Raw genomic sequence first — 21,919 nt, 5'->3', positions numbered from 1 at the left:
CGATGCCTTTAGTTGTAGGACAACAGGTACGTAATCGACGAGTTCACCGCGCCCGAGCCGGCGGCGCCGCCGGTGGCCACGTATTGGGCGAAGTAGCTCAGGCTGGCATCACCCGACGTCGTGTCGATGTTGGCGATCTGGGACGCCGCCGTGCCGGGAACGATCGCCGACAGGTCCGCATTCTGCAGCCCGATCTGTACATTGGCCGCACCGCCGGCCGCCGTGTTCCGCAGCCGGTGGGTCGTTGTGTCAACGTTGTTGCCGGGCTCAAACCACGTCGCCACCGTGCCCGCCTTGGTCGTGCAACCCGTCACCGCAATGGTGAACGGCGTGCGGCCGGCGACGGCGCCATCCGTCGCCAATGCAGGGGTGGCCACGGCAGGCAAGCCCACACTGAAGTCAGCGGCGCCCGAGCCGTTACCGTTGATGTCGCACGTCTGCGCCGAGACGCTGCCGTTGATGGTGAGGGTGCCATCGGCAGCATGCGCGGCCGGCAGGAATGCCAGCTGCACAGCGGCTACGGTACCCAAGACTGCGATCATTTTTTTCATGTAATAACTCCTCAAGCCCATCACGCATTGGCGCGAATCAGGGCAGTAGATTGATGTATGCGCGGCGCACCCGAAACCCTCCCGCCCGCGGCGCTTGCCGCAATCGGATCAGACAGCACGTCAGGCCGAGACATCATGCCGTGCGCACATCATTCGGAATATTGGATATTTCCAAAACGTTGCCAGGACCGGGCAGTCTCACGTTACGAAAAACATTTCGACACTTGGAAATTAGAATTTTCCGCGTGCCGTACGGCGATTTTTCTGGGCAAAATCCATCCTCGAGATGCCTTTTTCTTCACACGCTTGACGCCCGTGGCGGCCATTTCCACGGCATGGATAGCGTTGCATTGGGCGCCACACGGCGCATTACTGGCGCCTCTCGCGCCAGAACTCCGACCAGAAACTTGAGCAAGCAGAAGCACCATCAATCGAGCCTGGCCTGCGTCGCCTAGCCTCTAGCGCGGCCGACCATGTCGACCAGGTCAAACGTCGCCAGCAACCCATTCCGGCCGCCGCACGTGAGTTCCGCTACACGGTCCGACACGCTCGGCATTCGCTTTGCAAACCGCACGCTCCCCATTTATGGCACCCACGCCATTCATCCCGGCGACCGTGCGCCGCGACTATCGCGCCACCCTGCGCGCGCAGCCTTTCACGTCGTTGCAACGGCAAGGCCGTACGGCAGGCAGCCCCGCTTTTTTTTCCCGCGCGCGATGCGCGCGATTTCCCGCGCGCGATGCGCGCAAACGCGAGCCCCCCCCCAATTCTTCAGGAGCAAAGACATCATGCGAGTCATCGCCATTGACGATCATCCCCTGGTCCTCACCGCCCTGGATCAAATCCTCGCCGACCTGCCCGCTGTCGATCTGGTCGGACGCACATCCACCATCAGCGGATTGCGCGCACTGCTGGCGCACAGGGCTTGCGACGTCCTCATCGCCGACTATTCATTGCCACGGGAAGACGCCGCGGACGGACTGACGCTGGTGAAGTGGATCCAGCGGCAGTACCCGGGCACGAAAATCATCGTCTTCAGCATGCAGGACAACGCCGCCATCATCCGCATCATTATCGAGAATGGCGTCGCCGCCGTGGTCAGCAAGCGCGACCCGCTGAGCCATATCGCCACCGCATTGGAACGCGTGATCGGCGGATTGACGTATCTGTCGCCAACCATCCAGGCGCTGCTGGATGAAAGCTGGCACACGATCAGCGGCGGTCCGTTGAGCGATAAGGAGGTGGAGGTCTTGCGGTTATTTGCCGCCGGAATGTCGATGACGGAGGTCGCGGTGAAGATCAACCGGACCGTCAAGACCGCCAGCGCGCACAAGATATCGGCAATGCGAAAAATCGGCGTCAAGAACGATTCGGAGCTCTATTCCGCGCTGCGCGATTTACGCTTCTTTTAGGTGTTCAAGGCCCCGTCTCCAGGCACGGTATTCCCCGCCTGATGCACCGGAATGACCCCATCAAATCTATTTCTAGAAACTTCCAATATCTACATCGCCGATAAAAGTGCACTCTGTGCAGGCCAAAACCAGTGCGGGATGACCGGCTGCCGGCCGTTACTTCGATGCCGTTGTCTCGACGCTGCGCAAGGCGAACTATTTTTCACAACCCCTGTCGCGCCTTTGGCGATGACACACCTGGAGCACTTCATGAAACACACTTTCTCGACCGCCACCGTCGTCGCCGCCCTGGCGCTGGCCTTCGGCTCGGCCGCCCACGCCGCCGACGGCACCATCACCTTCACCGGCAGCATCTCGGCGCAGACTTGCACCATCAACGGCAATGGCACCGGCGCCACCGACTTCACGGTCACCTTGCCCAACGTGGCGGCATCGGCGCTGGCGTCCGATGGCACCGCGGCCGGCCGCACGCCGTTCACCCTTGCGGTCACCGGTTGCTCGGTCAAGTCGGGCAACGTGTCGACGTGGTTCGAGCCCGGCACCAACGTGGATGGCACCAGCGGCCGCCTGATGAACACCGCCTCGGGCGGTGCCGCCAATGTCCAGGTCCGCCTGTTGCAGGAGGACGGCTCGACCATCATTCGCCCGGGCGTCGCCTCGCAGACCGCCATCATCGACGCCACCACCGGCGATGCCATGCTGCGCTACTACGCCGAGTACGTGGCGAGCGGCGGCGCTGCCGGATCGGGCGCGGTCAACACGTCCGTGACGTACTCGATGGTCTACAACTAAGTTGCCACACGGTCCGGCGGCGGTAGCCGTCGGACCCTCGGTATCGCCTTGCCTAGCCATCAGACCGTGCCACGCCAGTCGTACAACCACGCCGCCTGCTCAGCCCGGTTTCAAATGTTGATCCCACCATGACACGTCCGTTCGCGGCGACACTGCGTGTTGCCATTCTGCTTTTCTCAGTCTTGGCCCCGCTGTCCACCCATGCGGCGAGCAATTGCACGCTCTGGACAGCAGGCGGCTACCCACTGGTAAGAAACCTTCTTTTGCAGAACACCGACTTGATCGTGCCGCGCGACAGCTACGACCCGTCAGACTCAGCGACCGGACTGTTCAGCCGCAATGTGGTGCGGAGTGCGGAATTCGACACGATGAATACGGGTTCCACGCCAGTCGAGCCGATTGGCGGCTCGTGGTTCCACACATATGCGCATTGCGATAGCACATCGGGGGGACCGCTGACCTTTGAGATGAAAATAGAAGGGCTGGGCTCCCCCATCGCCGGAACCTATCCCCCGGTCTATCACAGCGGCGTCGCGGGTGTCGGTATCCGCGCCAGATTGGGCCTGGGAAACTGGGCCCCTTATTCGGCCAACGTCTACCCCACCGTCCCGTCTGGCTTGTACTGGTCCGTAGAAAACTTCACCGCCGAAATTGTGGCAATACCTGGACTGCCTCGCGAGGGAGCTGCTGAACTTGGCATGACCAAGCCGGCAACCGTCACCGTCTACATCAGGGGCGGCGCAGGTCCCGATTTCAAGGTGCTGGACATGATCCTGCCCCCCATACGAATCTTGCGGGGCAGTTGTACGTTGCAAGACACCACGGTCAACCTGGGCCGCGTGCCCCTGTCGGCATTTGACGCCTCGGACGCGCCAGCAGAGGGCGCCAAGCCCTTCAACCTCAAATTCACCTGCGACCAAAACTCGACAAGGGTGAGGTACAAGGTGGAAAGCAATCAGATGTACAACCCGGACCAAGGCCTGATCTCGTTGGACGACACACCGGTCAGCGCGGGCAATGTCGGTGTGCAGATACAGGGGCAGAATGGCGTCCCGGTGCTTCTCCGCCAGTGGCGGGATGGCTTTGCCAGTCCCTCTCAAACCACCTGGCCAGGCCTGAACACCATTGCGTTGATCGCCCAGTACCGCCGTTTGCAGCCCGGCCCGATTTTGCCCGGCCGGGCCACCGCCACCGCCACCGTCACGATGCAGTACTACTAGGCCGCGACCAGGCAACGGCGCTATCGCTACGCCTCGCCCGAATGGCCGCCAGGGAGCCTTCCCCGGCGGCTTTTTTTTCCCAATCAATCCTGTATTAAATCCGTAATGAAACCCGCTTTTTCGGCCGCACTTCAGGCCATGGCGCTGTGCATGGGCAGCCTATTTTCCACACCTGCCGCGGCGTACGGCAAATGCGAGCTATGGCAGGATGGAGGATATCCGCGCAGCGCCACCTTTGATCTGCCTCCATCCGTTGTCCTGCCCGCAGATCGTCATGACTGGACAGAGGACACGGCCGGGGCCGCCAGCAAGAATATCCTGGCGCGCGCGCGCATCGAGCCCTTGAGCGACGGCAACTTCCCTTCATTTCCGGGAGAAGATTCCACGTCCAAACCCTACCTCTTCTGCGACTCGGTTGGCGGCAACTGGACGACCGAAGTGCTGTTGGAAGGCCTGGGCGCTCCCATACCGGGGTCCGATCCCCCCATTTACCCCAGCGGGGTGGACGGCGTGGGTATTCAGGCGCGCATGGGCGCGGTCTCCAACTGGCTGCCTTACCGAAAGAATGCTCAGGCGACCTCTGGCACCATCGCAGGATTGGGTGCGTTCTATTGGAGTGTGGAATGGTTCCGCCTTGAACTGGTGGCCACGAACAAGTCTCCGCATCAAGGCGGGTCCGACTTGGGAATGACGAAGCCGGCAACCGTCACCTATACCGTGAAGCAGAATGGCGCGGGACCTGATCTGCGGGTCTTGAATCTTCTCATTCCCCCGATTCGGATCATTCGCGGCAGTTGCACCGTTCCGGATACCGAGGTGCAGATGGGCAGGGTCCCGCTGGCGGCCTTTGCCGCTTCGGATGCGCCACAGGAAGCCGCAAAGGACTTTCAGGTGAACCTGAACTGCAGCGGCGCAATGAAGATGGCGTACTCCTTCTACAGCAATGACATGTCGCGGGCCGACCAGGGCATCATCGCCTTGCAGGATACGCCCATCAGCGCCCGCAATGTCGGGCTGCAAATCCAGGACGAAAGCGGCACGCCGTTGAATCTACTTGGATGGCAAGCCCCGGTGACCACAACGGCCGGATCATTTCCGCTGAAGTTCCGCGCCCAGTACCGGCGCTTGCAATCCGGCGCAATATCCCCCGGCCTAGCCAACGCCACCGCCACCATCACGATGGAGTACCGCTAGGCAACCGCGCGGACCTCGCCCCGCCCGTTCGTGGCAAAAAAACAAAGGCCGCCCGCGATTGAATCGCCGGCGGCCTTGCCGTATGGAGCCGGGGCGACCGGATTCGAACCCACGCGCCGGCCAGGCTGGATGCCAGGCCTGGGCATGGTCGATGGCCAACGCCGGCGCCGTCATTCCTTCTTGTAGGCCAGGTAGTCCAGATGGATGCCGATGTGGTCCGCGATGTAGCGCGCGTCGTGCCAGACGCCCCAGATGAATGAGGAACTGCGGTTGGTGAGGTTGGGCAGGCCGAGAAAGTAGATGCCTTTTTCGGCGGAGATGCCGCGCTTGTGGATGGGGTAGCCCTTTTCGTCGAAGGTGTCGACGTCGATCCAGCTGAAGTCGACTTTGAAGCCCGTCGCCCACAGGATGGTCTTGATGCCGGCCTCGGCCAGGTTCAGGCTGAGGATGGGGCAGGCAAGGCACTCCGGGTCGGGCAGCAGCTTCCAGGCATCGGGTTCGGGCGGCAGGTCCAGGCCGTTCTGCTCGATGTAGGCATCGGCTTCGCGCAGGACTTCGAAGTAGTCCGCATCGCCTTGGGCGACGTCGCGGGCGAGATTGTCGGCGAAGCGCAACGTGCCGTTCTCGTAAGAGGTCGTGATGCCGACGAGCTGGATGCCGTCGTGGGCCAGGCGCCGGAAGTCGACGGTCTTGCCGTTTTCGTAGCCGCTCACGGCGAAGGCGACGTGTTCGCGCTTTGGCTTTTTCTTGACTTCATCCCACATTCCCAGCGCGCCCAGCCACCAGCAATAGTCGCGTCCGCGGTATGAACGGGGCGGCCGGTAGTGCTCGCCCACCGACAGGTAGACGGTACGGCCGGCCTGGCGCAACTCTTCGGCAATCTGCGAACCGGAAGCGCCCGCGCCAACGACCAGCACGGCGCCGTCGGCCAGCTGGCCCGGGTTTTTATAAGCCGAGGAATGCAGTTGCTGGATGCCGGAGTCTTCGGGCACGATGTTCGGATAGGTCGGCACCTGGAAGGGACCGGTGGCGGCGACCACGTGCAGCGCTTCAATCGTGCCTTCGGACGTGGTGACAGTGAAGCCCGGGCGCTTGTCATTGCGCTTGACGCGCCGGACCTCGACGCCGGTACGCACCGGCGCATCGAGCATCCTGGCGTAGTCTTCAAAGTACTGGGCCATGCGCTCTTTCGGCGGAAAGACGTCGGGCCCGACATCATCGAACTTCAGGCCGGGAAAGCGATCGTGCCAGGCGGGGCCGTTGGCCACCAGCGAGTCCCAGCGCTCGGAACGCCAGCGTTCGGCGATCCGCTTGCGTTCAAGCACGATATGCGGAATCCCCATGGCGCCAAGGTGCTCGCTCATTGCGATGCCGGCCTGGCCGGCGCCGATCACCAGCGTATTGGTTTTTTCAATTGACATGTGAAGATCCTAAGGAATACCGAGACCCTGGTGCGTCTCGAGGCTGACACGACGATCAAGGACAAGAAAGCCGGCGAACCGCGTGCACGATCCCGGTGCGCGCTGAACGATTGGCACGCAGTGTGACCCCGAAGCCCACCGTTGATAACTTCGTTTTTCAGACGGCTGACTTAGGAAAAAGCAAAGGTGTCGGTTTGCCCGGGTGCAGCGCTTGCACCGACGTGATTTCTTTTTTCCGATGCCCCCCATCAGCATCGGCAATGCACTGGAAATAGGGCTTTACCGTATTCTTGACTGCATCAGAACGCTGGCGTCGCAGCCCTGCGTGCCATGCGACCCCCGCCTGTTTTTTCCCGGCGTTTCGCGCCGGGAAACTGAACTCCGTGAGTGCAGCAGCCATGCCGAATCTTCCCTTTGCCTCCGATAGCTCCAGCGCGGTCCGCCTGGAGGGCGTCGTCAAGCAATACCGCGATCTCGCGGTACTGAAACAGGTGTCCCTGAAGATCGAGCGAGGGGAATTCCTGACGCTGCTGGGTCCGTCGGGCTGCGGCAAGACCACCTTGCTGAACCTGATCGCGGGCTTTGCCGAAGCGAACGAAGGCGAGATCTTCATCGACGACACGCCGGTCACGGCGCTGCCGCCGTATCTGCGCCAGATCGGCATCGTGTTCCAGAACTACGCCCTGTTCCCGCACATGACCGTCGAACGCAATATCGCTTACGGCCTGCGGATGCGGCGCGTGCCGGCCGCCGAGATCGAACAGCGGGTGCGTGAAGCCATGGCCCTGGTCAAGCTCGATGGCCTGGGCGAGCGCAAGCCGCGCGAGCTCTCCGGCGGCCAGCAGCAGCGCGTGGCGCTGGCGCGGGCGCTGGTGATCCGTCCCAAGGTGTTGCTGCTGGACGAACCTTTTTCCGCGCTGGACAAAGGCCTGCGCGGCGCCATGCAGGTTGAGATCCGCGACATCCAGCGCCGGTTGGGCGTGACAACGATCTTCGTCACCCATGACCAGGGCGAAGCCCTCAGCATGTCGGATCGCATCGCCGTGATGAACCAGGGCGAGATCCGCCAGGTCGCCACGCCGGACGAGCTCTACCGCAATCCGCAGGATCCGTTCGTGGCCTCGTTCCTGGGCGACGTCAACATCCTGCCCGCGCACTACCACGGCACCAGCGCGGAAACCATCCAGCTGCGCCTGGGCGCCGGGCTGACGCACATCCCCCGCCAGCGCCTGGTGGGCGGCTCGCACGAGGGCCACCGGCTCGATCTCTATGTGCGGCCGGAACACATCAAGCTGGAAACCCTGCATAGCGGGTCGGTCCTGAGCGGCACGGTCGTCAACCACGTGTTCCAGGGCGACCACGTGGATCTGTACCTGGAGGTGCACATTCCCGTTGAGGGGCGCCAGCACGTCATGGTGCGCACCTTCGACCTGAACTGCCTGCATGAATGGCCCGTGGGCGCCGTGGCAGGACTTGCGCTGCCTGGCCACGGCGTCAGTGTCTTCAACGCATCGTCCTGAATCCGGCTTCACGCGAGGCTCCCCTCTTCCTGGCGGCCGCGCCTGCGCAGCCGCCGAGTATCCACTCGTCCGCGAGGCATCGTGCCATGACCCAGATTCCCGTTGAAATGCAAGCCATCATCGCCCGCGAGCCGGGCGACGCCACGGTGTTGACGCTGGCCGGCAGGCCGGTGCCGGCGCCGGGCCCCGGTGAAGTGCTGCTGCGCGTGCATTCGGCCGGCATCAACCGGCCCGACATCATGCAACGCCAGGGCGTGAGCAAGCCGGCGCCGGGCGTGACCGATGTGCTGGGGCTGGAGGCTTGCGGTGAAGTGGCGGCTTGCGGACCTGGCGTGCCGGACTCCCTGCGCGGACAGCGGCTAATGAGCCTGCTTGCCGGCGGCGGCTATGCGCCCTGGTGCGTGGCTCGCGTGGATCATTCCCTGGCGGTGCCCGAGGCGCTGGACGACGCCGCGGCAAGCGCCCTGCCCGAAGGCCTGTTCACCGTCTGGCACAACCTGTTCGAGCTGGGCCGCCTGCGCATGGGCGACACGGTGCTGATCCATGGCGGCGGCGGCGGCATCGGCACGCTGGCCATCCAGATGGCGCATGCCGCCGGCGCGCGGGTCATCGTCACGGACGGCGAACGCGACCGCTTCGACGCCCTGCGCGAACTCGGCGCCGACGAGGTGATCTGCTTTCATGACACGGATTTCGTACAGGCCTGCGAAACGTTCACGCAGGGCCGCGGCGTGGATGTCGTGCTGGATATCGTCGGTGGCGACTATGTGCGGCGCAACCTGCAGGCGCTGGCCTTCGGCGGGCGCCACGTCAGCCTTTCCTTCCTGCAAGGGTCGGCCATCAACATCGAGCTGCTGACGCTGATGCAGAAACAGTTGAGCCTGCATTCTTCGACCATGCGTCCGCAGACCGATGCCGAGAAGGCCCGGATGGCCGTCGCGCTCAAGCGCCATGTGTTGCCCCTGGTGGCCGCGGGCCGCATCCGGCCCAGGATGGCACAAAGCCTGCCCCTGGCCGATGCCGTGCGCGCGCATCAGTTGCTGGAAAGCGGCAAGGTGTTCGGCAAGCTGGTCCTCAAACCCTGACCCACGGAGTCCTGCTTGAAACTTCTCTACGCCCCGACGTCCCCCTTCGTGCGCAAAGTGATGGTCTGCGCGCACCTGACCGGCCAGGCCGGACGGATCGAATGGCTGGCCAGCGCCGCGCATCCGATCAACCGCGATACGCGCATCGCCGCCCACAATCCGCTGGCCAAGGTGCCCACCCTGATCCTGCCGGACGGCAGCGCGCTCTACGACAGCCGCGTAATCTGCGAATACCTGGCCGACGCTGCCGGCGACACGCAGTTGTTTCCGGCCGGCCCGGCCCGCTGGGTGGCCTTGACGCGCCAGGCCCTGGGCGACGGCCTGCTGGATGCCGCTCTGCTGGCGCGCTATGAGCACACGGCCCGGCCGGCCGCGATCCAGTGGCCCCAATGGCGCGAGGCGCAGCTCGTCAAGGTGCAAGCCTGCCTGGCGGACATCGAGACGCAGGCGGAAGACCTGCCGCGAACGCATCCGAGCATCGGCGACCTGACCCTCGCCTGCGCCCTGGGCTATCTGGATTTCCGCTTTCCCGAACTGGACTGGCGCACCGCGCATCCGCGCGCCGCGGCGTGGTTCTCCGTGATCAACGCCTTGCCTGCCATGCAGGCGACCCTTCCCCATGAAACCTGAGACTGCCGCCATGACGACGCCGAGCGCCCCCCCAACCTCTTCCACGGTCTGGTTTCTCAACGGGCCGAATGCCAATCTCTACGGGCTGGATGCCAACAAAACCTACGGTTCCGACAGTTTTCCCGTGCTGCAGCAACGCTGCGAAAACAAGGCCGCCTCGCTGGGCATCCAGCTGAATTTCGTCCAGTCCAACCACGAAGGCCAGCTGGTTGACTGGATCCAGGAAGCACGCGGCGCGGCGCAAGGCATCATCATCAACGCCGCCGGCCTGACCTATTCGTCGGTACCCATTCTGGATGCCTTGCTATCCTTTCCTGGCAGGATCATCGAAGTCCACATGAGCAATATCTGGCGGCGCGAAGCCTTCCGCCATCATTCCTATATTTCCAAGGCCGCCGATGGCGTCATCGCGGGACTGGGCGGTGATGGCTACGAGCTTGCCATCGAGGCCATGTCCCGCCTGATCGGCCGCGCCGCCTGAGGTTGACCCGCCATGCATGCCGCCCCCCTGCCCGCCGTATCGGGCGCAATGGTCTTCTACAGCCAATTCGACGACTTCACGGCGTGGCGCGACGCCATGCAGGCGCGTCTGCCCGACCTGCGCGTGGTGCACGGCGACGAGGCACACGATCCGGCCGAGATCCACTACGCACTGGTCTGGAAAGCGCCGCCGGGGTTCTTCGACCGCATGAGGCACCTGCGCCTCATCGTGAATCTGGGCGCGGGGGTGGATTCGCTGGTCGGCCGCGAAGATCTGCCCGCCGAGGTGCCCATCACGCGCCTCACCGATCCCAACATGGCGCGCATGATGGCGGGCTATGTGTTGTTTGCCGCCCTGCGTTATGCGCGTGACATTCCCCATTTCGAGGCCGCGCAGCGGCGGGGCGAATGGGCCTATCGCCATCCGCGTTCGCCGGAGACGGTGCGCGTGGCGGTGCTGGGCCTGGGCGAACTGGGCGCCTGTGCGGCGCGGGAACTGTCCCGCCAGGGGCTGGCGGTGCTGGGTTGGTCGCGCAGCCCGCGCAATATCGAAGGCATCGAATGCCATGCCGGCATGGCGTCGCTGGATACCGTGCTGTCGCGCGCCGACATCCTGGTCGTGATGCTCCCGCTCACGCCGCAGACGCACGGCCTGCTGGATCGCGAACGCCTGCAGCGTCTGCCGCGCGGCGCGGCCCTGATCAATGTGGCCCGGGGCGCGCTGGTCGACCAGACCGCCCTGACCGACCTGCTGCGCAGCGGCCACCTGGGCGGCGCGACGCTGGACGTCTTCGAGCGCGAGCCCCTGCCACCCGGCGACCCGCTCTGGGCCATGGAAAACGTGCTGATCACGCCCCACCTGGCGTCGGTAGCCATTCCGGCCTCGGCCGCCGAACAGATCGCCGACAACGTACTGCGTGTCAGCCAGGGCTTGCCGCCCGTCAATCGCGTGGATGGTGCACGCGGCTATTGACAGGCACGGCCCTGGCCCGCGGGCCAGGGCCTGTTGACAGGCCCTAGTGGTTGTCCTCGATATTCAGGATCCTGCCCAATCCCAGGAAACGGTTGGCGAAGATCAGCAACGTGGCCGTCACGACGATATACACCACCGACAGCGCAGCCAGGGTCGGGTCGGCGAACTCGCGCACATAGTTGTACATGGTCACCGGCAGGGTCTGCGTGTTCTGGGTGGTCACGAACAGCGACGCAGTGAATTCGCTGAACGACATGATGGCCGCGAACAGCCAGCCGCCGAACAGGCCCGGCGCCAGCAATGGCACGGTGATCGTGAACAGCACTCGCACGGGCGATGCGCCCAGGCTGGCGGCGCTCTGCTCCAGTCGCACGTCCAGGTTCTCCATCGAGACATAGACGCTGCGCAGCACGAAAGGCAGGACGAGAATGACGTGGCACAGGATCACGATGCCGTAGCCGCGATCGATGTTCAGCTGCGCAACCAGAATAAGCAGGCCCAGTCCCACCGTGAAGTGCGGGATCACCAGCGGCGACAGCAGGATGGCCTGCAGGATGTTCTTGCCGGGAAACGCCATGCGCTTGACGGCAATCGCCAGCCCGGTGCCGATGACCAGCGCCAGCAACGACGACCAGAACGTGACCACCATGCTGGCGCGAAAGCCGTCACGGAAGTCCGAGTAGGTGAAGACCCGCTCGAACCAGCGCCAGGACCAGGCCTGCGGCGGAAACGTAAGCAGGGCTTTTTCATTGAAGGAAGCCAGCACCACCACCACGACCGGCAGCAGCACGAAGGCCAGAATGAGCGTGATCAGCACGGGCGCGCCGATACGCAGCCACAGGGGCAGGGATTTGCGCAGACCCATCAGTGTCCTCCAATGACCTTGAGACGCCGCGTGACGCGGCCGAGCAGCATCAGCGCAATCGCCGTCAGGCCCAGGCCCATGACGCTCAGGCTGGCCGCCAGGGGAAAGTTCATCGATGAAAACCCTAGCTGGTAGACCAATGTCGAGACCGTCGGCACGCGGCCGCCACCGATCATCTGCGGTGTGGCGAAGGCGCTGAACGTCCAGGCGAACGAGGTCGTGATGCTGGCCAGGATGCCGGGCATCGACAGCGGCAGCGTGATGGTCAGGAACGTGCGCACCGGCCCCGCGCCCAGGCTTTCGGCCGCTTTCTCGTAGTCGCGGTCGATATGCGAGATGGCGGTGGCCAGCATCAACACGACCACGGGAACCGTGACATGCACCAGCGCCACCAGTACGCCCAGATGACTGAACATCAGCGTAAGCGGCGTATCGATCAGGCCCAGCTTGAGCAACATCGAATTGATGAAGCCCGTGCTGCCCAGCACGATGATCCAGGAATAGGTACGCACGATCTCACCCAGGAAAAGCGGCGTGATGGCGACGATCAGGATGAAAGACTTGATGTAGCGGTTTCGCACCCTGACCAGGGCGTACGCCAAGGGATACGCGACGAGCAATGAGAAGACCGTGGTTTCCACGCTCAGGCGCAACGTGTTGACAAAGGCATCGATGTAGATCTGCTTGCCCATGCCCGAGAAGTTCATCAGCGTCAGGCCGCCGACATCCAGCGAACCGGGAATGAAAGTGCGCAAGCTGTACTGCAGCACGGCCGCCATGGCGACGCAGATGCACAGCGCGATGAAGCTGGCCGGGGATATCAGCCATCCCCTCAAGTTGGAACGCGCATCCATGGTGGACCCATCCTTCGTGTACGGTGAAAGCGTGGCGGCGCCGCGGTCCGGAAAGGCCGAGGCGCCGGCGGTCAGTTCATGATGTTCTCGGTGAACCACTTGCGCCATTCGGCGGTCTTCTCGGCGCGCAGCTTGTCGTCGATGACGATGGCCTGGGTATCCCATTGCTGCCTGGTCGTGAACACGCCCGGCAGCGCGGCGTCTTCGGGCGAGACCTTGGCGTCGTCGATGACAGGGCTGGCCTTCTTGGCGGCCACGATCTTGGCCTGCACGTCCGGCGAAAGCGCGATGTTCATGAACTTGTGCCCCAGGTCTATCTTGGTGCTGCCTTTCATGATGCCCATGGTATCCACGCCCAGCACCGCGCCTTCCTTGGGCATGGCCACCTTGATCGGCACGCCTTGGCCGATCATGTAGTAGGCGTTCATGGACAGCACGATCTGTACGGGCGTCTCGCCGGCGGCGATCAGTTGCTGGCTGTTGGCATCGTTGGTGTAGAAGGCCTTGAAGTTGGGTTTCAGGGCCTTGAGCTTGTCTTGCCCTTTTTCCCAGGTGCTCGCGTCGCCGCCCGAAAGCAACGCCGAAATATCGATGATATGGCTGGGGTCGAAATCGGGCGCGGACAGCTTGCCTTTCAGCGCCGGGTTCCAGAGGTCGTTCCAGCTGTTGAAGGTGATGCCGGCGGGAACCAGGTCGGGGCGGTAGCCGATGGTGTACACATACGCCCAGCTGCCGATATGGTACGGGCTGATCTTGGCGCGCTCCACCAGGTGCGCGTAGTTGGGGATCTTGCTCAGGTCCAGCTTCTCGTACAGGCCGGCATTGACGTAGAGCCAGCCGATGTGCGATGTGGTGAACGTGATGTCGCTTTCCGGCTTGGTGGCGAGCTTGGCCTTGTTCAGGCGATCGATGGTGCCGCCCGTGATGTACTTCACCGGCACCCCCGTCTGCCGCGTGAACTCACGGCCGATGGTCTCGTCGATAAGGTCCCGGAAGCTGCCGCCCCAGGTGCTCACCACCAGCGCATCCTGCGCCTGCGCCGTACCGGCGAAGGCCGCGCCGGCAACGAGGCCCGCGCAAATAAGTTTCTTGATCATGACAACCCCTTGTCTATGTTGTTGGCTACAGAACCTGCTCCAGGAAAGTCTTCAACCGCTCGTTCCTGGGCGAGGCAAAGAATTGTTCGGTGGGCGCGGTCTCGATGATTTCGCCGCGCTCCATGAACACACAGCGGTCGGCCACCCTGCGGGCAAAGCCGATTTCGTGGGTGACGCAGATCATGGTGATGCCGGTCTGGGCCAGGTCTTCCATGATGCGCAGCACGGAACCGACCGATTCCGGATCCAGCGCCGAGGTCGGTTCGTCGAAAAGCATGATGCGCGGCCGCAGGCAGAGCGCGCGCGCGATGGCCACGCGCTGCTGCTGGCCGCCGGAAAGCTGGATCGGATACTTGCCAGCCTGTTCGATCACATTGACCTTGGCGAGGTATTCCCGAGCCGTCTGCTCGGCCTCGCCGGCCGGCGTCTTCAAGGCGATCTTCAGCGCGAAGGTGCAGTTCTCCAGCACCGTCATATGCGGAAAGAGATTGAAACTCTGGAACACCATGCCCAGCTGGCGCCGGACTTGCTCCACGCTTTCCGGGCGCCGGGTCAGCGCGGTGCCATTGACGTGGATCTCGCCCGAGTCGTGCTGTTCCAGATGGTTGATGCAGCGGATGAGCGAGGACTTTCCCGATCCCGATGGGCCGCACAGAATGACGATCTCACCGCTGGCCACCTCAAGGTGGATGTCCCGCAAGGCGTGGAACGTGCCGTAGAACTTGTTCAGTCCCGCGATGGATACCGCGGGCGCGCATTCAGAACGGACGGAGGACAACGGCGGCGTGATGCGGGACAGGATGGCAGTCATGATGGTTCGCGCTCTGGTGGACGGTCGGCCGGGCGGTTCAGACTCTGACGAGATAGCGGTTCAATTTGCGATCGGCGATCGAGAATCCAAGACGTATGCAGTTGGTGATGCACCAGTAGATGGCCGCCGCCGTGATCAGGGGCGTGAACGGGTCGTAGGTGTAGTCGAACACGGTGTTGGCGGCGGCGGTCAGGTCGACCAGCGTGATGGCGCTGACGGCCGCCGTGCTTTTCACCATGATGAGCAGCTCGTTCTGATAGGCGCGCAGCACATAGCGCGCCATCAGCGGCAGCCGCAGGCGGAACAGGATCTGCGCGGGCTTCAGGCCCAGGGTCTGCGCGGCTTCGATGGTGCCCTTGGGAATCGCCGCCAGCCCGCCGCGAATGATCTCTGCCATGAAGCCCGAGTGCGTCAACGCCAGGCCCAGCCAGGCGCAGACGTAGGCACTGGAAAAGACGTCCCACAGGAAAGTGTCGCGCACGAAAGAGAACTGCGGCAGTCCGCTGTAAATCAGGTACAGCAGCACCAGGCTGGGTACGCCGCGAAAGAAACCGATATAGCTGCTGGCGAAGACGGTGCGCGGGCCCGGCCGAAAGCTCGCCAGGGCAACCGGCAGCGCCAGCAGCAGGCCGATGACCAGCACCGGCAGCAACACGGCGAACGTGGTGCCGGCGCCGGCCAGCAGTTTGGGCAGGCTGTCCCAGGCCACCTGGAAATCAAAGTGCATGAGACGCTCCCTGGGTCACGACGGGATGAAAGCCTCGCGCGGCCCACGTTTCGACGCGGCGGGCCACGTAGTAGGTCAGCCAGGTCATCATGAGGAAGAAGAACGCCGCCAGCAGGTAATAGACGAAGGGCTCCTTGGTCACGCCGGAGGCCAGCTTGGCGTAGGCCATGATTTCCTTCAGGCCGATCAGCGAAATGAGCGCGGTGTCCTTGAGCACGACGATCCACATATTGGTCATGCCGGGCAAGGCCAGGCGCAACATCTGCGGCAGGATGATCTTCAGCCAGATAGCGCTGCGCGGCACCAGCAGCACGCGCGCGGCCTCGAACTGTCCATGGGGCACGTTCTGGATCGCGCTGCGTATCAGGTCGGCCAGGTAGGCCCCGTAGACCATGCCCAGCGCCGCCACCGCCGCCATGAAAGGCGTGATCTCGATGCGCTGGCCGATGCCGAACGGCGCAAGCATGCCGGCGACGATCTGCGAGCCGCCGTAATAGAACAGGAAGCCCACCAGCAGCGAAGGCACGCCGGTGAAAATGGAGGCATACGGAATCCAGATGATTCTGGCCAGCAGCGTTGGCCGCAGCGTGATCAGGGCGAAGAACGTCCCGATCACAAGCGCCAGCAGATAGGCACAGACGGCGACCTGGATCGTCATCATCGCGCCGGTCGCGAGTTGCTGCACGAAACCCATCGAAGGCATGAGGTATTCCTAAAGCCTGGTCACATTGAAAAGCGCCAGGCACAAACCCTGGCAAGCGTGCGAAACATACCGCCTGGTCCGCCGGCCTCGTGCCGAGCGGCTCAGGCGGGTTGCGCGGATCGGGCTAGCGGCAGGCCGCTTCCTCGGGCAGCAGTTCCACTTCCATATAGGGTTTGCGCAGCTTGGTGAAGGTGCAGTCCTTGATGATGGTTTCCAGCGTGGCGTTCATGCGGTTGAGCAGCTCGCCGCTGTCCTTGCGGGCGATCCAGCTCGATCCGGCCTCGCCGCCGCCGGTCCACAAGTCGCCGCCCGCGAATTTCCAACCCTTGCCCTGGGGCTTGGACAGGAACTCGTTGGTCCAGCTGATCTTGGGACCCAGGCTCATGTCCAGCCGCCCGTTGGCGAGATCGAGCCGGATCTGGTCGGGGTTGTCGTAGAACACGATCTGTACGGCGTTGCCGAACGTCTCGGACACGTATTTGGCTTGCGCCGAACCGCGTTGCAGGCCGATCCGTACGCCCTTGAGTCCCTCGGGCGTGAAGGTGTAGTGCTTCGCCTCGGGCACCACGTAAGAGTCCGGATTGAACAGCACCGCACGGCCGAACAGCACCTTTTCCTTGCGCTCTGGCAGTGGCTTGGTCTGGCTGACCACGGCATCCAGTTTTTTCTGCAGCAGCGCCGGGATCAGGGCTTTGAAGTCCATGACGACGATTTCGCAATCGACCTTCATCCGTTTACACATCTCGCGCGCCAGGTCGGGTTCGAAACCCGTCAGGCGACCCGACGGATCGACCATGCTGAACGGGGGATAGCTTCCCTCGTTGCCAAGCACCAGCTTCTCGGCATGGGCCGGCGCCAAGACGGATAACGAGGCGCTTGCGAGTGTCAGCGCCGTGATGGTTTTGTGCAGATGCATCTTTTTCCCCTTGTTTATTGGTGATCCGCCGTGGCGAAGTGCTTACATCGTGTGGGCCTTGCTCAGGGTCGAGTCGAACAGCGAGCCATAACCGGGTTTGGCGCCCGCCGCGCCGGTGAGGTCCAGGCAGTGCCAGAACGAGGCCTGGATGGCCGAGATCACCGGCTTGCCGAGTTTCTGCTCCAGCGCCTCGATGGCGCCTACGGTCCGGAAGTTGGTGCACGACACGAAGATGGCCGTCGCGTCCGGGTGGTCGACCGAGACAACGTGGTCATAGACCTTCTCGAGCGAGACCTCGGCCAGCGCGTGGTCATCCGAGATGCCCAGGCAGGCGCTCTTGACGACCTCGTGGCCATTCTCTTGCAGGAAGCGGATGGCGCGCTCATGGATTTCCGGCAGATACGGCGTGGCCAGCGCCACCTTGCCGGCCTTCACCTTATTCAAGGCCGCGAGCGTGGCGGTCGATGCCGTGGTGATCTTCGGCCCCGGCACCCATTGCCGCAGCTTTTCGATAAGTGCCTGGTCGTAGGCGGTGCCATGCAGAAACGAGGCGCTGGTGCCGCCGAACAGCAGCACGTCGATGGGGGCTGCGCCCGCCAGCCGCGCCGCCTGTTCCAGTTCCGGGGCGTTCATCATTTCCTCGATGCCCTGCACCGTGACCTTGGGCAGCTTGATGCGCGCGGTATGGGTGGAAACCCCCGGTGCGGACATGGCCCACATCTCTTCTTCCATCACGACGCTGGAGGCGATGTAGATCAGCCCGATGCGGGCGAGATCGCCGGAACCGTCGTAGCGAAATCGGGGATAAGTGGCGGGTGGGCGTGTAGAGGCGGTGTTCATCCGGATTCCCTGCAAGGAGAAGTGGCGTGGGCCAGCGAAAACCAATGATGAGAGACGCGATCCGAGCGACCAAGTCGCCTTTTCCGTTGGCATGGATAGATTTTCCTGATGGCCGTACCAGGCCGTCCGAGGCATGGCAACGGCCCGCCGCCGCGGACGTCGCCCACGTCAGGATTTCCGAGACGGGACGCCGGAAAAAACAAATAGGCTGCTGCGTCGCTTGGGCCGACCATCAGCGGGCAGGTCACGGTCTTATGCGATGCCGCTTGCCAGGCAGACGCGGGGGCCCCGGATAAACCCTAATAAAGATACGAGCCATGAAGCACAAGCGCATACGCACTTTCAATACCAAGGCCACCTACCCGGAACAGAAACTCGACAACGATCTGTGCCAGGCCGTCGTCGCGCGCGGCAGCACCGTCTTCCTGCGCGGGCAGATCGGCCAGAATCTGGACACGTCCGAGAGCGTCTGCATCGGCGATGCCTCGGGCCAGGCGGAGCAGGCGATGAAGAACATCGACATGCTGCTCAGGGAAGCCGGCGGCGAGCTGCAGGACATCTGCAAGATCACGATCTACATCATCGATCCCCGTTATCGCGAAGCGGTCTATCTGGTGGTGGGCAAGTGGCTCAAGGGCGTATTCCCCGTGTCCACCGGTATCGTGGTGTCGGCACTGGCGCGGCCCGAATGGTTGGTGGAAATCGACGCGACTGCCGTTATTCCGGATTGACGCAACAGGAGGCCCAGGTCATGACTTTTTCCATCATTGCCCGTTGCCCGGCCACCGGCCAGTTCGGCGCGGCCGTCTCATCGTCGTCGCCCGCGGTGGCGGCGCGGTGCGTGCGCGCACGCGCTGGCGTGGGAGCAGCGGTCAGCCAGAACATCACCGACCCCGCGCTGGGGCCGCTCATCCTTGACGCGATGGGCCAGGGCCATTCGCCCGAGCGGGCGCTGCAGTCGCTGGCCGAGCGCCCGTTCATCAGCTATCGGCAACTGATGGCCATTGACGCCACGCAGGCGCCGGCCATCTTCACCGGGTCGAACGCGCTGGGCCGCCTGGCCAGCGCGAAGGGCGAGCACGCCGCGTCCGCCGGCAATATGCTGGCCTCGCTGGATGTGCCCGCCGCCATGCTGTCGGCCTTCGAGAAAACGCCGGGTTCGCTGGCCGAACGCCTGATGCAGGCCATGCTGGCGGGTCAGGCAGCCGGCGGCGAAGAAGGGCCGGTGCATTCGGCCGGGCTGCTGGTGGTGGCAGAGCTGGATTGGCCTATCGTCGACCTGCGCATGGACTGGGTGGAACAATGCCCCGTCGAAACCCTGTACGAGGCCTGGAAGGTCTACGAACCGCAGATCCAGGATTACATCACCCGCGCCAGGGATCCGCGCGCCGCACCGAGTTTCGGCGTGCCCGGCAACCTGTGACAGGCGGTGGCAGGCGGCGAGTGCGAGAAAACCCGAGGAGCGCCCTGCCCGCCGTCCGGGCATAGTGGAGACACTCTTCTTTCTCACTTCGGACTATGCTCAATCGCATTTCGCTGCGCCAGATGGAGTACTTCGTCGCCACGGCCAAACACGGCAGCATCGCTGCGGCATCCAGCCAGATCCACATTTCGGCGCCGTCGATTTCGGCCGCCATCGCCCATGTCGAAACGGAGCTGGACGTGCAGCTGTTCGTCCGGCATCCGTCCAAGGGCCTGGCCCTGACGGTGCTCGGCCAACAGGTCATGAGCGAATGCGAAGACCTGCTCGAGCGCGCGTCGCGCCTCTACAAGATCGCATCCGTCTCCAGCAATACCATCCAGGGCACCTTGCGCGTGGGCTGCTTCCAGTCGCTCACGGCCATGATCGCGCCCGAGGTGATCTTCGGCTTCTCCCGCGCCTTCGACAAAGTGGATCTGCACATGGTCGAAGGCGACCAGCAGTTGCTGATCGACAAGCTGCATACCCTGGAAATCGACGTCGCGCTCAGTTACGACCTGAGGCTGGGCGATGAAATCTCGTTCGAGGCGCTGGCGCGCCTGCCGCCGCATGTGGTGGTGAGCGAACTGCATCCGCTGTCGCAGCAGATCGCGGTGACGCTTGAAGAGCTGGCCCGCCTGCCCATGGTGCTGCTGGACCTGCCCTTGAGCCGCGATTACTTCATGTCGCTGTTCGCGAAGTTCGGCCTGGAGCCGAACATCGTGGCGCGTTCGCGCTCGGAAGAAGTGGTGCGGTCCATGGTCGCCAACGGCATCGGCTATGCCCTGTTCAACGTGCGGCCCAAGTCCACCCAGGCGCTGGATGGCAAGCGGCTGGTGCGGCTGCGCCTGGTGGGCGAGCATCGCCCGATGCTGCTTGGGCTGACGACTTACAAGCCGATGAAACCGTCACGGCTGACCGAAGTCTTCATGCAGCGCTGCCGCGCCTATATCTCGGATCAATACATACCCGGCATGAGCGAAGGCAGCTTCTTCGACCCCTATGTGCCGCCCCCTGAAACCAACTGAACGGACGGCACGCCCGCGTGCCGCTCGCAACCCTGCAGATCCATGCCATGAGCACTCCGACTCCGGACAACAGTCCAGACCTATTGCGCGAACTGATCGCGTTTGAATCCGTCACGCTGACGCCCAACGTCGCACTCATCGAGCGCGTGCAGGCGTTGCTGGCGCAGGCGGGCATCGCGTCCACGCGGGTGGCGGACCCGCAGGACGCCCGGCGCAGCAATCTGTTCGCCTCCGTCGGCCCCCTGGACGTGCCCGGCATCGTGCTCTCGGGCCATACCGACGTAGTGCCCGTGACCGGCCAGCCCTGGACCTCGCCGCCCTTCGAGGCGACTGAGCGCAACGGGCGCATCTATGGCCGGGGCAGCGCGGACATGAAGGGCTTTGTCGCCTGCGCCGTGATGGCCATGATCCGCGCGGCCGGTCAGCCGCTTGCGCGGCCCCTGCATCTGGCGCTGTCGTTCGACGAGGAAATTGGCTGCGTCGGCGTGCGCCATCTGCTGCGCGCGCTGAAACCCATGCAACCCGCCCCGCTGCTCTGCGTGGTGGGCGAGCCGACGCTGATGAAGATCGGCACCGGCAACAAGGGCAAGGCCGCCTACCGGGCCTTGTGCTGCGGCCAGGCGGGTCACTCGGGACTGGCGCCGCACTTCGTCAATGCCATCCATACGGCCAGCGACCTGATCAGCGCCCTGCGCGACGTGCAGCATGACCTGGCCGAACACGGGCCACGCGAACCCGGTTATGAAGTGCCCTACACCACCGTGCATGCCGGCACCATCAAGGGCGGCACGGCGCTGAACATCGTGCCCGCGGAATGCGAAGTCAATTTCGAGATTCGCAACGTCGCGCAGGACGACCCGAACCAGATCCTGGAGCGGGTGCTGGCGCTCACGCAGACAAAGATGCGTGCCGCAGGCGCCCTGCCCGATGCCGAGCCACCCCGGGTCACCACGGTCAACAGCTATCCCGGCCTTGCCACGCCGGAGGACTCCGCGGGCGTGGCGCTGCTGGCCTCGTGGTTACCGCCGGACACGCCGCTCACCAAGGCCGCATTCGGCACCGAAGGCGGGCTGTTCCAGCAGCTGTGGGGGCAGACGGCGGTGCTGATCTGCGGACCGGGCAGCATCGAGGTGGCGCACAAGGCCGATGAATACGTCGAACTGTCCCAGCTTGAGGCGTGCGACGCGATGATGGAGAAGCTGACGCGGTATCTGATGGCGCCGGCGGGCCGCTGAGTCCCCCTGAGTCCCAGACGCACGCCGAAGATCCGCGCTGAAGCGCCTCTCTGAAGACGCGTACCCCCCAAAACGAAAAGGGTTAGCTCATTAAAAATGAGCTAAC

General features: G+C 63.8%; 24 protein-coding genes. 13 read left to right on the top strand and 11 right to left on the bottom strand.

Annotated elements, in window-relative coordinates:
* Nucleotides 1–8 precede the first annotated feature (8 nt).
* On the bottom strand, nucleotides 9–551 hold the full coding sequence (locus tag AC3WMR_RS17520) for a fimbrial protein (RefSeq protein ID WP_492264003.1): 543 nt from the start codon (nucleotides 549–551) through the stop codon (nucleotides 9–11).
* Between the two features lie 788 nt (nucleotides 552–1,339).
* Between AC3WMR_RS17520 and AC3WMR_RS17515 the strand changes: the two genes are divergently transcribed.
* The 4 genes from AC3WMR_RS17515 (at nucleotide 1,340) to AC3WMR_RS17500 (ending at nucleotide 5,169) form a co-directional block, all read left to right on the top strand.
* The gene (locus tag AC3WMR_RS17515) at nucleotides 1,340–1,963 is read left to right on the top strand and encodes a response regulator (protein ID WP_492264004.1); all 624 of its coding nucleotides are present in this window, start codon (nucleotides 1,340–1,342) and stop codon (nucleotides 1,961–1,963) included.
* A gap of 249 nt (nucleotides 1,964–2,212) precedes the next feature.
* Complete coding sequence (locus tag AC3WMR_RS17510) at nucleotides 2,213–2,755, top strand: fimbrial protein (protein WP_492264005.1); 543 nt, start codon at nucleotides 2,213–2,215, stop codon at nucleotides 2,753–2,755.
* A gap of 128 nt (nucleotides 2,756–2,883) precedes the next feature.
* Nucleotides 2,884–3,975 carry a fimbrial protein gene (locus AC3WMR_RS17505; protein WP_492264006.1) on the top strand — a complete coding sequence of 364 codons (1,092 nt, stop codon included), beginning with the start codon at nucleotides 2,884–2,886 and terminating at the stop codon, nucleotides 3,973–3,975.
* Nucleotides 3,976–4,080: 105 nt separating this feature from the next.
* On the top strand, nucleotides 4,081–5,169 hold the full coding sequence (locus tag AC3WMR_RS17500) for a fimbrial protein (protein ID WP_492264007.1): 1,089 nt from the start codon (nucleotides 4,081–4,083) through the stop codon (nucleotides 5,167–5,169).
* A 170-nt stretch (nucleotides 5,170–5,339) separates the two neighbouring features.
* Here AC3WMR_RS17500 and AC3WMR_RS17495 read toward each other — a convergent pair whose 3' ends face one another.
* Together AC3WMR_RS17495 and AC3WMR_RS17490 are read right to left on the bottom strand one after the other, a co-directional pair.
* The gene (locus AC3WMR_RS17495; protein ID WP_492264008.1) at nucleotides 5,340–6,590 is read right to left on the bottom strand and encodes a flavin-containing monooxygenase; all 1,251 of its coding nucleotides are present in this window, start codon (nucleotides 6,588–6,590) and stop codon (nucleotides 5,340–5,342) included.
* Between the two features lie 157 nt (nucleotides 6,591–6,747).
* The gene (locus tag AC3WMR_RS17490; protein WP_492264009.1) at nucleotides 6,748–6,990 is read right to left on the bottom strand and encodes a hypothetical protein; all 243 of its coding nucleotides are present in this window, start codon (nucleotides 6,988–6,990) and stop codon (nucleotides 6,748–6,750) included.
* On the opposite strand from AC3WMR_RS17490, the gene AC3WMR_RS17485 reads away from it, so the two are divergent.
* The 5 genes from AC3WMR_RS17485 to AC3WMR_RS17465 all read left to right on the top strand — a co-directional run bounded on the left by AC3WMR_RS17485 (nucleotide 6,989) and on the right by AC3WMR_RS17465 (nucleotide 11,278).
* Nucleotides 6,989–8,110 carry an ABC transporter ATP-binding protein gene (locus AC3WMR_RS17485; protein WP_492264010.1) on the top strand — a complete coding sequence of 374 codons (1,122 nt, stop codon included), beginning with the start codon at nucleotides 6,989–6,991 and terminating at the stop codon, nucleotides 8,108–8,110. The two genes, AC3WMR_RS17490 and AC3WMR_RS17485, sit on opposite strands and share 2 nt — an antisense overlap.
* 86 nt (nucleotides 8,111–8,196) lie before the next feature.
* Nucleotides 8,197–9,195 carry an NAD(P)H-quinone oxidoreductase gene (locus tag AC3WMR_RS17480; RefSeq protein WP_492264011.1) on the top strand — a complete coding sequence of 333 codons (999 nt, stop codon included), beginning with the start codon at nucleotides 8,197–8,199 and terminating at the stop codon, nucleotides 9,193–9,195.
* Nucleotides 9,196–9,210: 15 nt separating this feature from the next.
* The gene (locus AC3WMR_RS17475) at nucleotides 9,211–9,825 is read left to right on the top strand and encodes a glutathione S-transferase (protein WP_492264012.1); all 615 of its coding nucleotides are present in this window, start codon (nucleotides 9,211–9,213) and stop codon (nucleotides 9,823–9,825) included.
* Entirely contained in the window at nucleotides 9,815–10,306 is a 492-nt protein-coding gene (locus tag AC3WMR_RS17470; RefSeq protein WP_492264013.1) for a type II 3-dehydroquinate dehydratase, read from the top strand. The genes AC3WMR_RS17475 and AC3WMR_RS17470 overlap by 11 nt, the downstream gene beginning before the upstream one ends.
* A 12-nt stretch (nucleotides 10,307–10,318) precedes the next feature.
* Nucleotides 10,319–11,278 (top strand): 2-hydroxyacid dehydrogenase, encoded by a 960-nt coding sequence (locus AC3WMR_RS17465; protein WP_492264014.1) that lies wholly within the window; start codon nucleotides 10,319–10,321, stop codon nucleotides 11,276–11,278.
* Between the two features lie 43 nt (nucleotides 11,279–11,321).
* Here AC3WMR_RS17465 and AC3WMR_RS17460 read toward each other — a convergent pair whose 3' ends face one another.
* The 8 genes from AC3WMR_RS17460 to AC3WMR_RS17425 form a co-directional block, all read right to left on the bottom strand.
* Nucleotides 11,322–12,143, bottom strand: coding sequence for an ABC transporter permease (locus tag AC3WMR_RS17460; RefSeq protein ID WP_492264015.1), 822 nt, complete (start codon nucleotides 12,141–12,143; stop codon nucleotides 11,322–11,324).
* Nucleotides 12,143–12,997, bottom strand: coding sequence for an ABC transporter permease (locus AC3WMR_RS17455; RefSeq protein ID WP_492264224.1), 855 nt, complete (start codon nucleotides 12,995–12,997; stop codon nucleotides 12,143–12,145). Before AC3WMR_RS17455 ends, AC3WMR_RS17460 begins: the two co-directional genes overlap by 1 nt.
* 71 nt (nucleotides 12,998–13,068) lie before the next feature.
* On the bottom strand, nucleotides 13,069–14,094 hold the full coding sequence (locus AC3WMR_RS17450) for an ABC transporter substrate-binding protein (RefSeq protein ID WP_492264016.1): 1,026 nt from the start codon (nucleotides 14,092–14,094) through the stop codon (nucleotides 13,069–13,071).
* Between the two features lie 25 nt (nucleotides 14,095–14,119).
* Entirely contained in the window at nucleotides 14,120–14,905 is a 786-nt protein-coding gene (locus AC3WMR_RS17445; RefSeq protein WP_492264017.1) for an amino acid ABC transporter ATP-binding protein, read from the bottom strand.
* A gap of 37 nt (nucleotides 14,906–14,942) precedes the next feature.
* On the bottom strand, nucleotides 14,943–15,632 hold the full coding sequence (locus tag AC3WMR_RS17440; protein ID WP_492264018.1) for an ABC transporter permease: 690 nt from the start codon (nucleotides 15,630–15,632) through the stop codon (nucleotides 14,943–14,945).
* Nucleotides 15,622–16,335 carry an ABC transporter permease gene (locus tag AC3WMR_RS17435; RefSeq protein WP_492264019.1) on the bottom strand — a complete coding sequence of 238 codons (714 nt, stop codon included), beginning with the start codon at nucleotides 16,333–16,335 and terminating at the stop codon, nucleotides 15,622–15,624. Before AC3WMR_RS17435 ends, AC3WMR_RS17440 begins: the two co-directional genes overlap by 11 nt.
* A 124-nt stretch (nucleotides 16,336–16,459) precedes the next feature.
* Nucleotides 16,460–17,251: a transporter substrate-binding domain-containing protein gene (locus tag AC3WMR_RS17430; RefSeq protein ID WP_492264020.1), complete on the bottom strand. Its 792-nt coding sequence runs from the start codon at nucleotides 17,249–17,251 to the stop codon at nucleotides 16,460–16,462.
* Between the two features lie 42 nt (nucleotides 17,252–17,293).
* Nucleotides 17,294–18,091, bottom strand: coding sequence for a maleate cis-trans isomerase family protein (locus AC3WMR_RS17425; RefSeq protein WP_492264021.1), 798 nt, complete (start codon nucleotides 18,089–18,091; stop codon nucleotides 17,294–17,296).
* A 317-nt stretch (nucleotides 18,092–18,408) separates the two neighbouring features.
* Between AC3WMR_RS17425 and AC3WMR_RS17420 the strand changes: the two genes are divergently transcribed.
* The 4 genes from AC3WMR_RS17420 (at nucleotide 18,409) to argE (ending at nucleotide 21,813) form a co-directional block, all read left to right on the top strand.
* Nucleotides 18,409–18,822 carry a RidA family protein gene (locus tag AC3WMR_RS17420; protein ID WP_175194459.1) on the top strand — a complete coding sequence of 138 codons (414 nt, stop codon included), beginning with the start codon at nucleotides 18,409–18,411 and terminating at the stop codon, nucleotides 18,820–18,822.
* A 20-nt stretch (nucleotides 18,823–18,842) separates the two neighbouring features.
* Nucleotides 18,843–19,514, top strand: coding sequence for a DUF1028 domain-containing protein (locus AC3WMR_RS17415; RefSeq protein WP_492264022.1), 672 nt, complete (start codon nucleotides 18,843–18,845; stop codon nucleotides 19,512–19,514).
* 95 nt (nucleotides 19,515–19,609) lie between these two features.
* Nucleotides 19,610–20,578, top strand: a complete 969-nt coding sequence (locus AC3WMR_RS17410; RefSeq protein WP_492264023.1) for a LysR substrate-binding domain-containing protein — start codon at nucleotides 19,610–19,612, stop codon at nucleotides 20,576–20,578.
* 47 nt (nucleotides 20,579–20,625) lie between these two features.
* Nucleotides 20,626–21,813 carry an acetylornithine deacetylase gene (gene argE / locus AC3WMR_RS17405; RefSeq protein WP_492264024.1) on the top strand — a complete coding sequence of 396 codons (1,188 nt, stop codon included), beginning with the start codon at nucleotides 20,626–20,628 and terminating at the stop codon, nucleotides 21,811–21,813.
* Nucleotides 21,814–21,919: the final 106 nt, after the last annotated feature.

Source organism: Achromobacter sp. FW305-C-28 (assembly GCF_058783235.1).
This window is presented reverse-complemented; position numbering and strand designations above follow the sequence as displayed.

Excerpts from the sequence above, each read along its gene's own strand:
- AC3WMR_RS17480 (WP_492264011.1), top strand. The coding sequence starts at position 8,197 with ATGACCCAGATTCCCGTTGAAATGCAAGCCATCATCGCCCGCGAGCCG.
- AC3WMR_RS17440 (WP_492264018.1), bottom strand. The coding sequence starts at position 15,632 with ATGCACTTTGATTTCCAGGTGGCCTGGGACAGCCTGCCCAAACTGCTG.
- AC3WMR_RS17465 (WP_492264014.1), top strand. The coding sequence starts at position 10,319 with ATGCATGCCGCCCCCCTGCCCGCCGTATCGGGCGCAATGGTCTTCTAC.
- AC3WMR_RS17420 (WP_175194459.1), top strand. The coding sequence starts at position 18,409 with ATGAAGCACAAGCGCATACGCACTTTCAATACCAAGGCCACCTACCCG.
- AC3WMR_RS17460 (WP_492264015.1), bottom strand. The coding sequence starts at position 12,143 with ATGGGTCTGCGCAAATCCCTGCCCCTGTGGCTGCGTATCGGCGCGCCC.
- AC3WMR_RS17490 (WP_492264009.1), bottom strand. The coding sequence starts at position 6,990 with ATGGCTGCTGCACTCACGGAGTTCAGTTTCCCGGCGCGAAACGCCGGG.
- AC3WMR_RS17495 (WP_492264008.1), bottom strand. The coding sequence starts at position 6,590 with ATGTCAATTGAAAAAACCAATACGCTGGTGATCGGCGCCGGCCAGGCC.
- AC3WMR_RS17410 (WP_492264023.1), top strand. The coding sequence starts at position 19,610 with ATGCTCAATCGCATTTCGCTGCGCCAGATGGAGTACTTCGTCGCCACG.
- AC3WMR_RS17485 (WP_492264010.1), top strand. The coding sequence starts at position 6,989 with ATGCCGAATCTTCCCTTTGCCTCCGATAGCTCCAGCGCGGTCCGCCTG.
- AC3WMR_RS17500 (WP_492264007.1), top strand. The coding sequence starts at position 4,081 with ATGAAACCCGCTTTTTCGGCCGCACTTCAGGCCATGGCGCTGTGCATG.
- AC3WMR_RS17445 (WP_492264017.1), bottom strand. The coding sequence starts at position 14,905 with ATGACTGCCATCCTGTCCCGCATCACGCCGCCGTTGTCCTCCGTCCGT.
- AC3WMR_RS17430 (WP_492264020.1), bottom strand. The coding sequence starts at position 17,251 with ATGCATCTGCACAAAACCATCACGGCGCTGACACTCGCAAGCGCCTCG.
- AC3WMR_RS17455 (WP_492264224.1), bottom strand. The coding sequence starts at position 12,997 with ATGGATGCGCGTTCCAACTTGAGGGGATGGCTGATATCCCCGGCCAGC.
- AC3WMR_RS17505 (WP_492264006.1), top strand. The coding sequence starts at position 2,884 with ATGACACGTCCGTTCGCGGCGACACTGCGTGTTGCCATTCTGCTTTTC.
- AC3WMR_RS17470 (WP_492264013.1), top strand. The coding sequence starts at position 9,815 with ATGAAACCTGAGACTGCCGCCATGACGACGCCGAGCGCCCCCCCAACC.
- AC3WMR_RS17515 (WP_492264004.1), top strand. The coding sequence starts at position 1,340 with ATGCGAGTCATCGCCATTGACGATCATCCCCTGGTCCTCACCGCCCTG.
- AC3WMR_RS17520 (WP_492264003.1), bottom strand. The coding sequence starts at position 551 with ATGAAAAAAATGATCGCAGTCTTGGGTACCGTAGCCGCTGTGCAGCTG.
- AC3WMR_RS17415 (WP_492264022.1), top strand. The coding sequence starts at position 18,843 with ATGACTTTTTCCATCATTGCCCGTTGCCCGGCCACCGGCCAGTTCGGC.
- AC3WMR_RS17450 (WP_492264016.1), bottom strand. The coding sequence starts at position 14,094 with ATGATCAAGAAACTTATTTGCGCGGGCCTCGTTGCCGGCGCGGCCTTC.
- AC3WMR_RS17435 (WP_492264019.1), bottom strand. The coding sequence starts at position 16,335 with ATGCCTTCGATGGGTTTCGTGCAGCAACTCGCGACCGGCGCGATGATG.
- argE (WP_492264024.1), top strand. The coding sequence starts at position 20,626 with ATGAGCACTCCGACTCCGGACAACAGTCCAGACCTATTGCGCGAACTG.
- AC3WMR_RS17510 (WP_492264005.1), top strand. The coding sequence starts at position 2,213 with ATGAAACACACTTTCTCGACCGCCACCGTCGTCGCCGCCCTGGCGCTG.
- AC3WMR_RS17425 (WP_492264021.1), bottom strand. The coding sequence starts at position 18,091 with ATGAACACCGCCTCTACACGCCCACCCGCCACTTATCCCCGATTTCGC.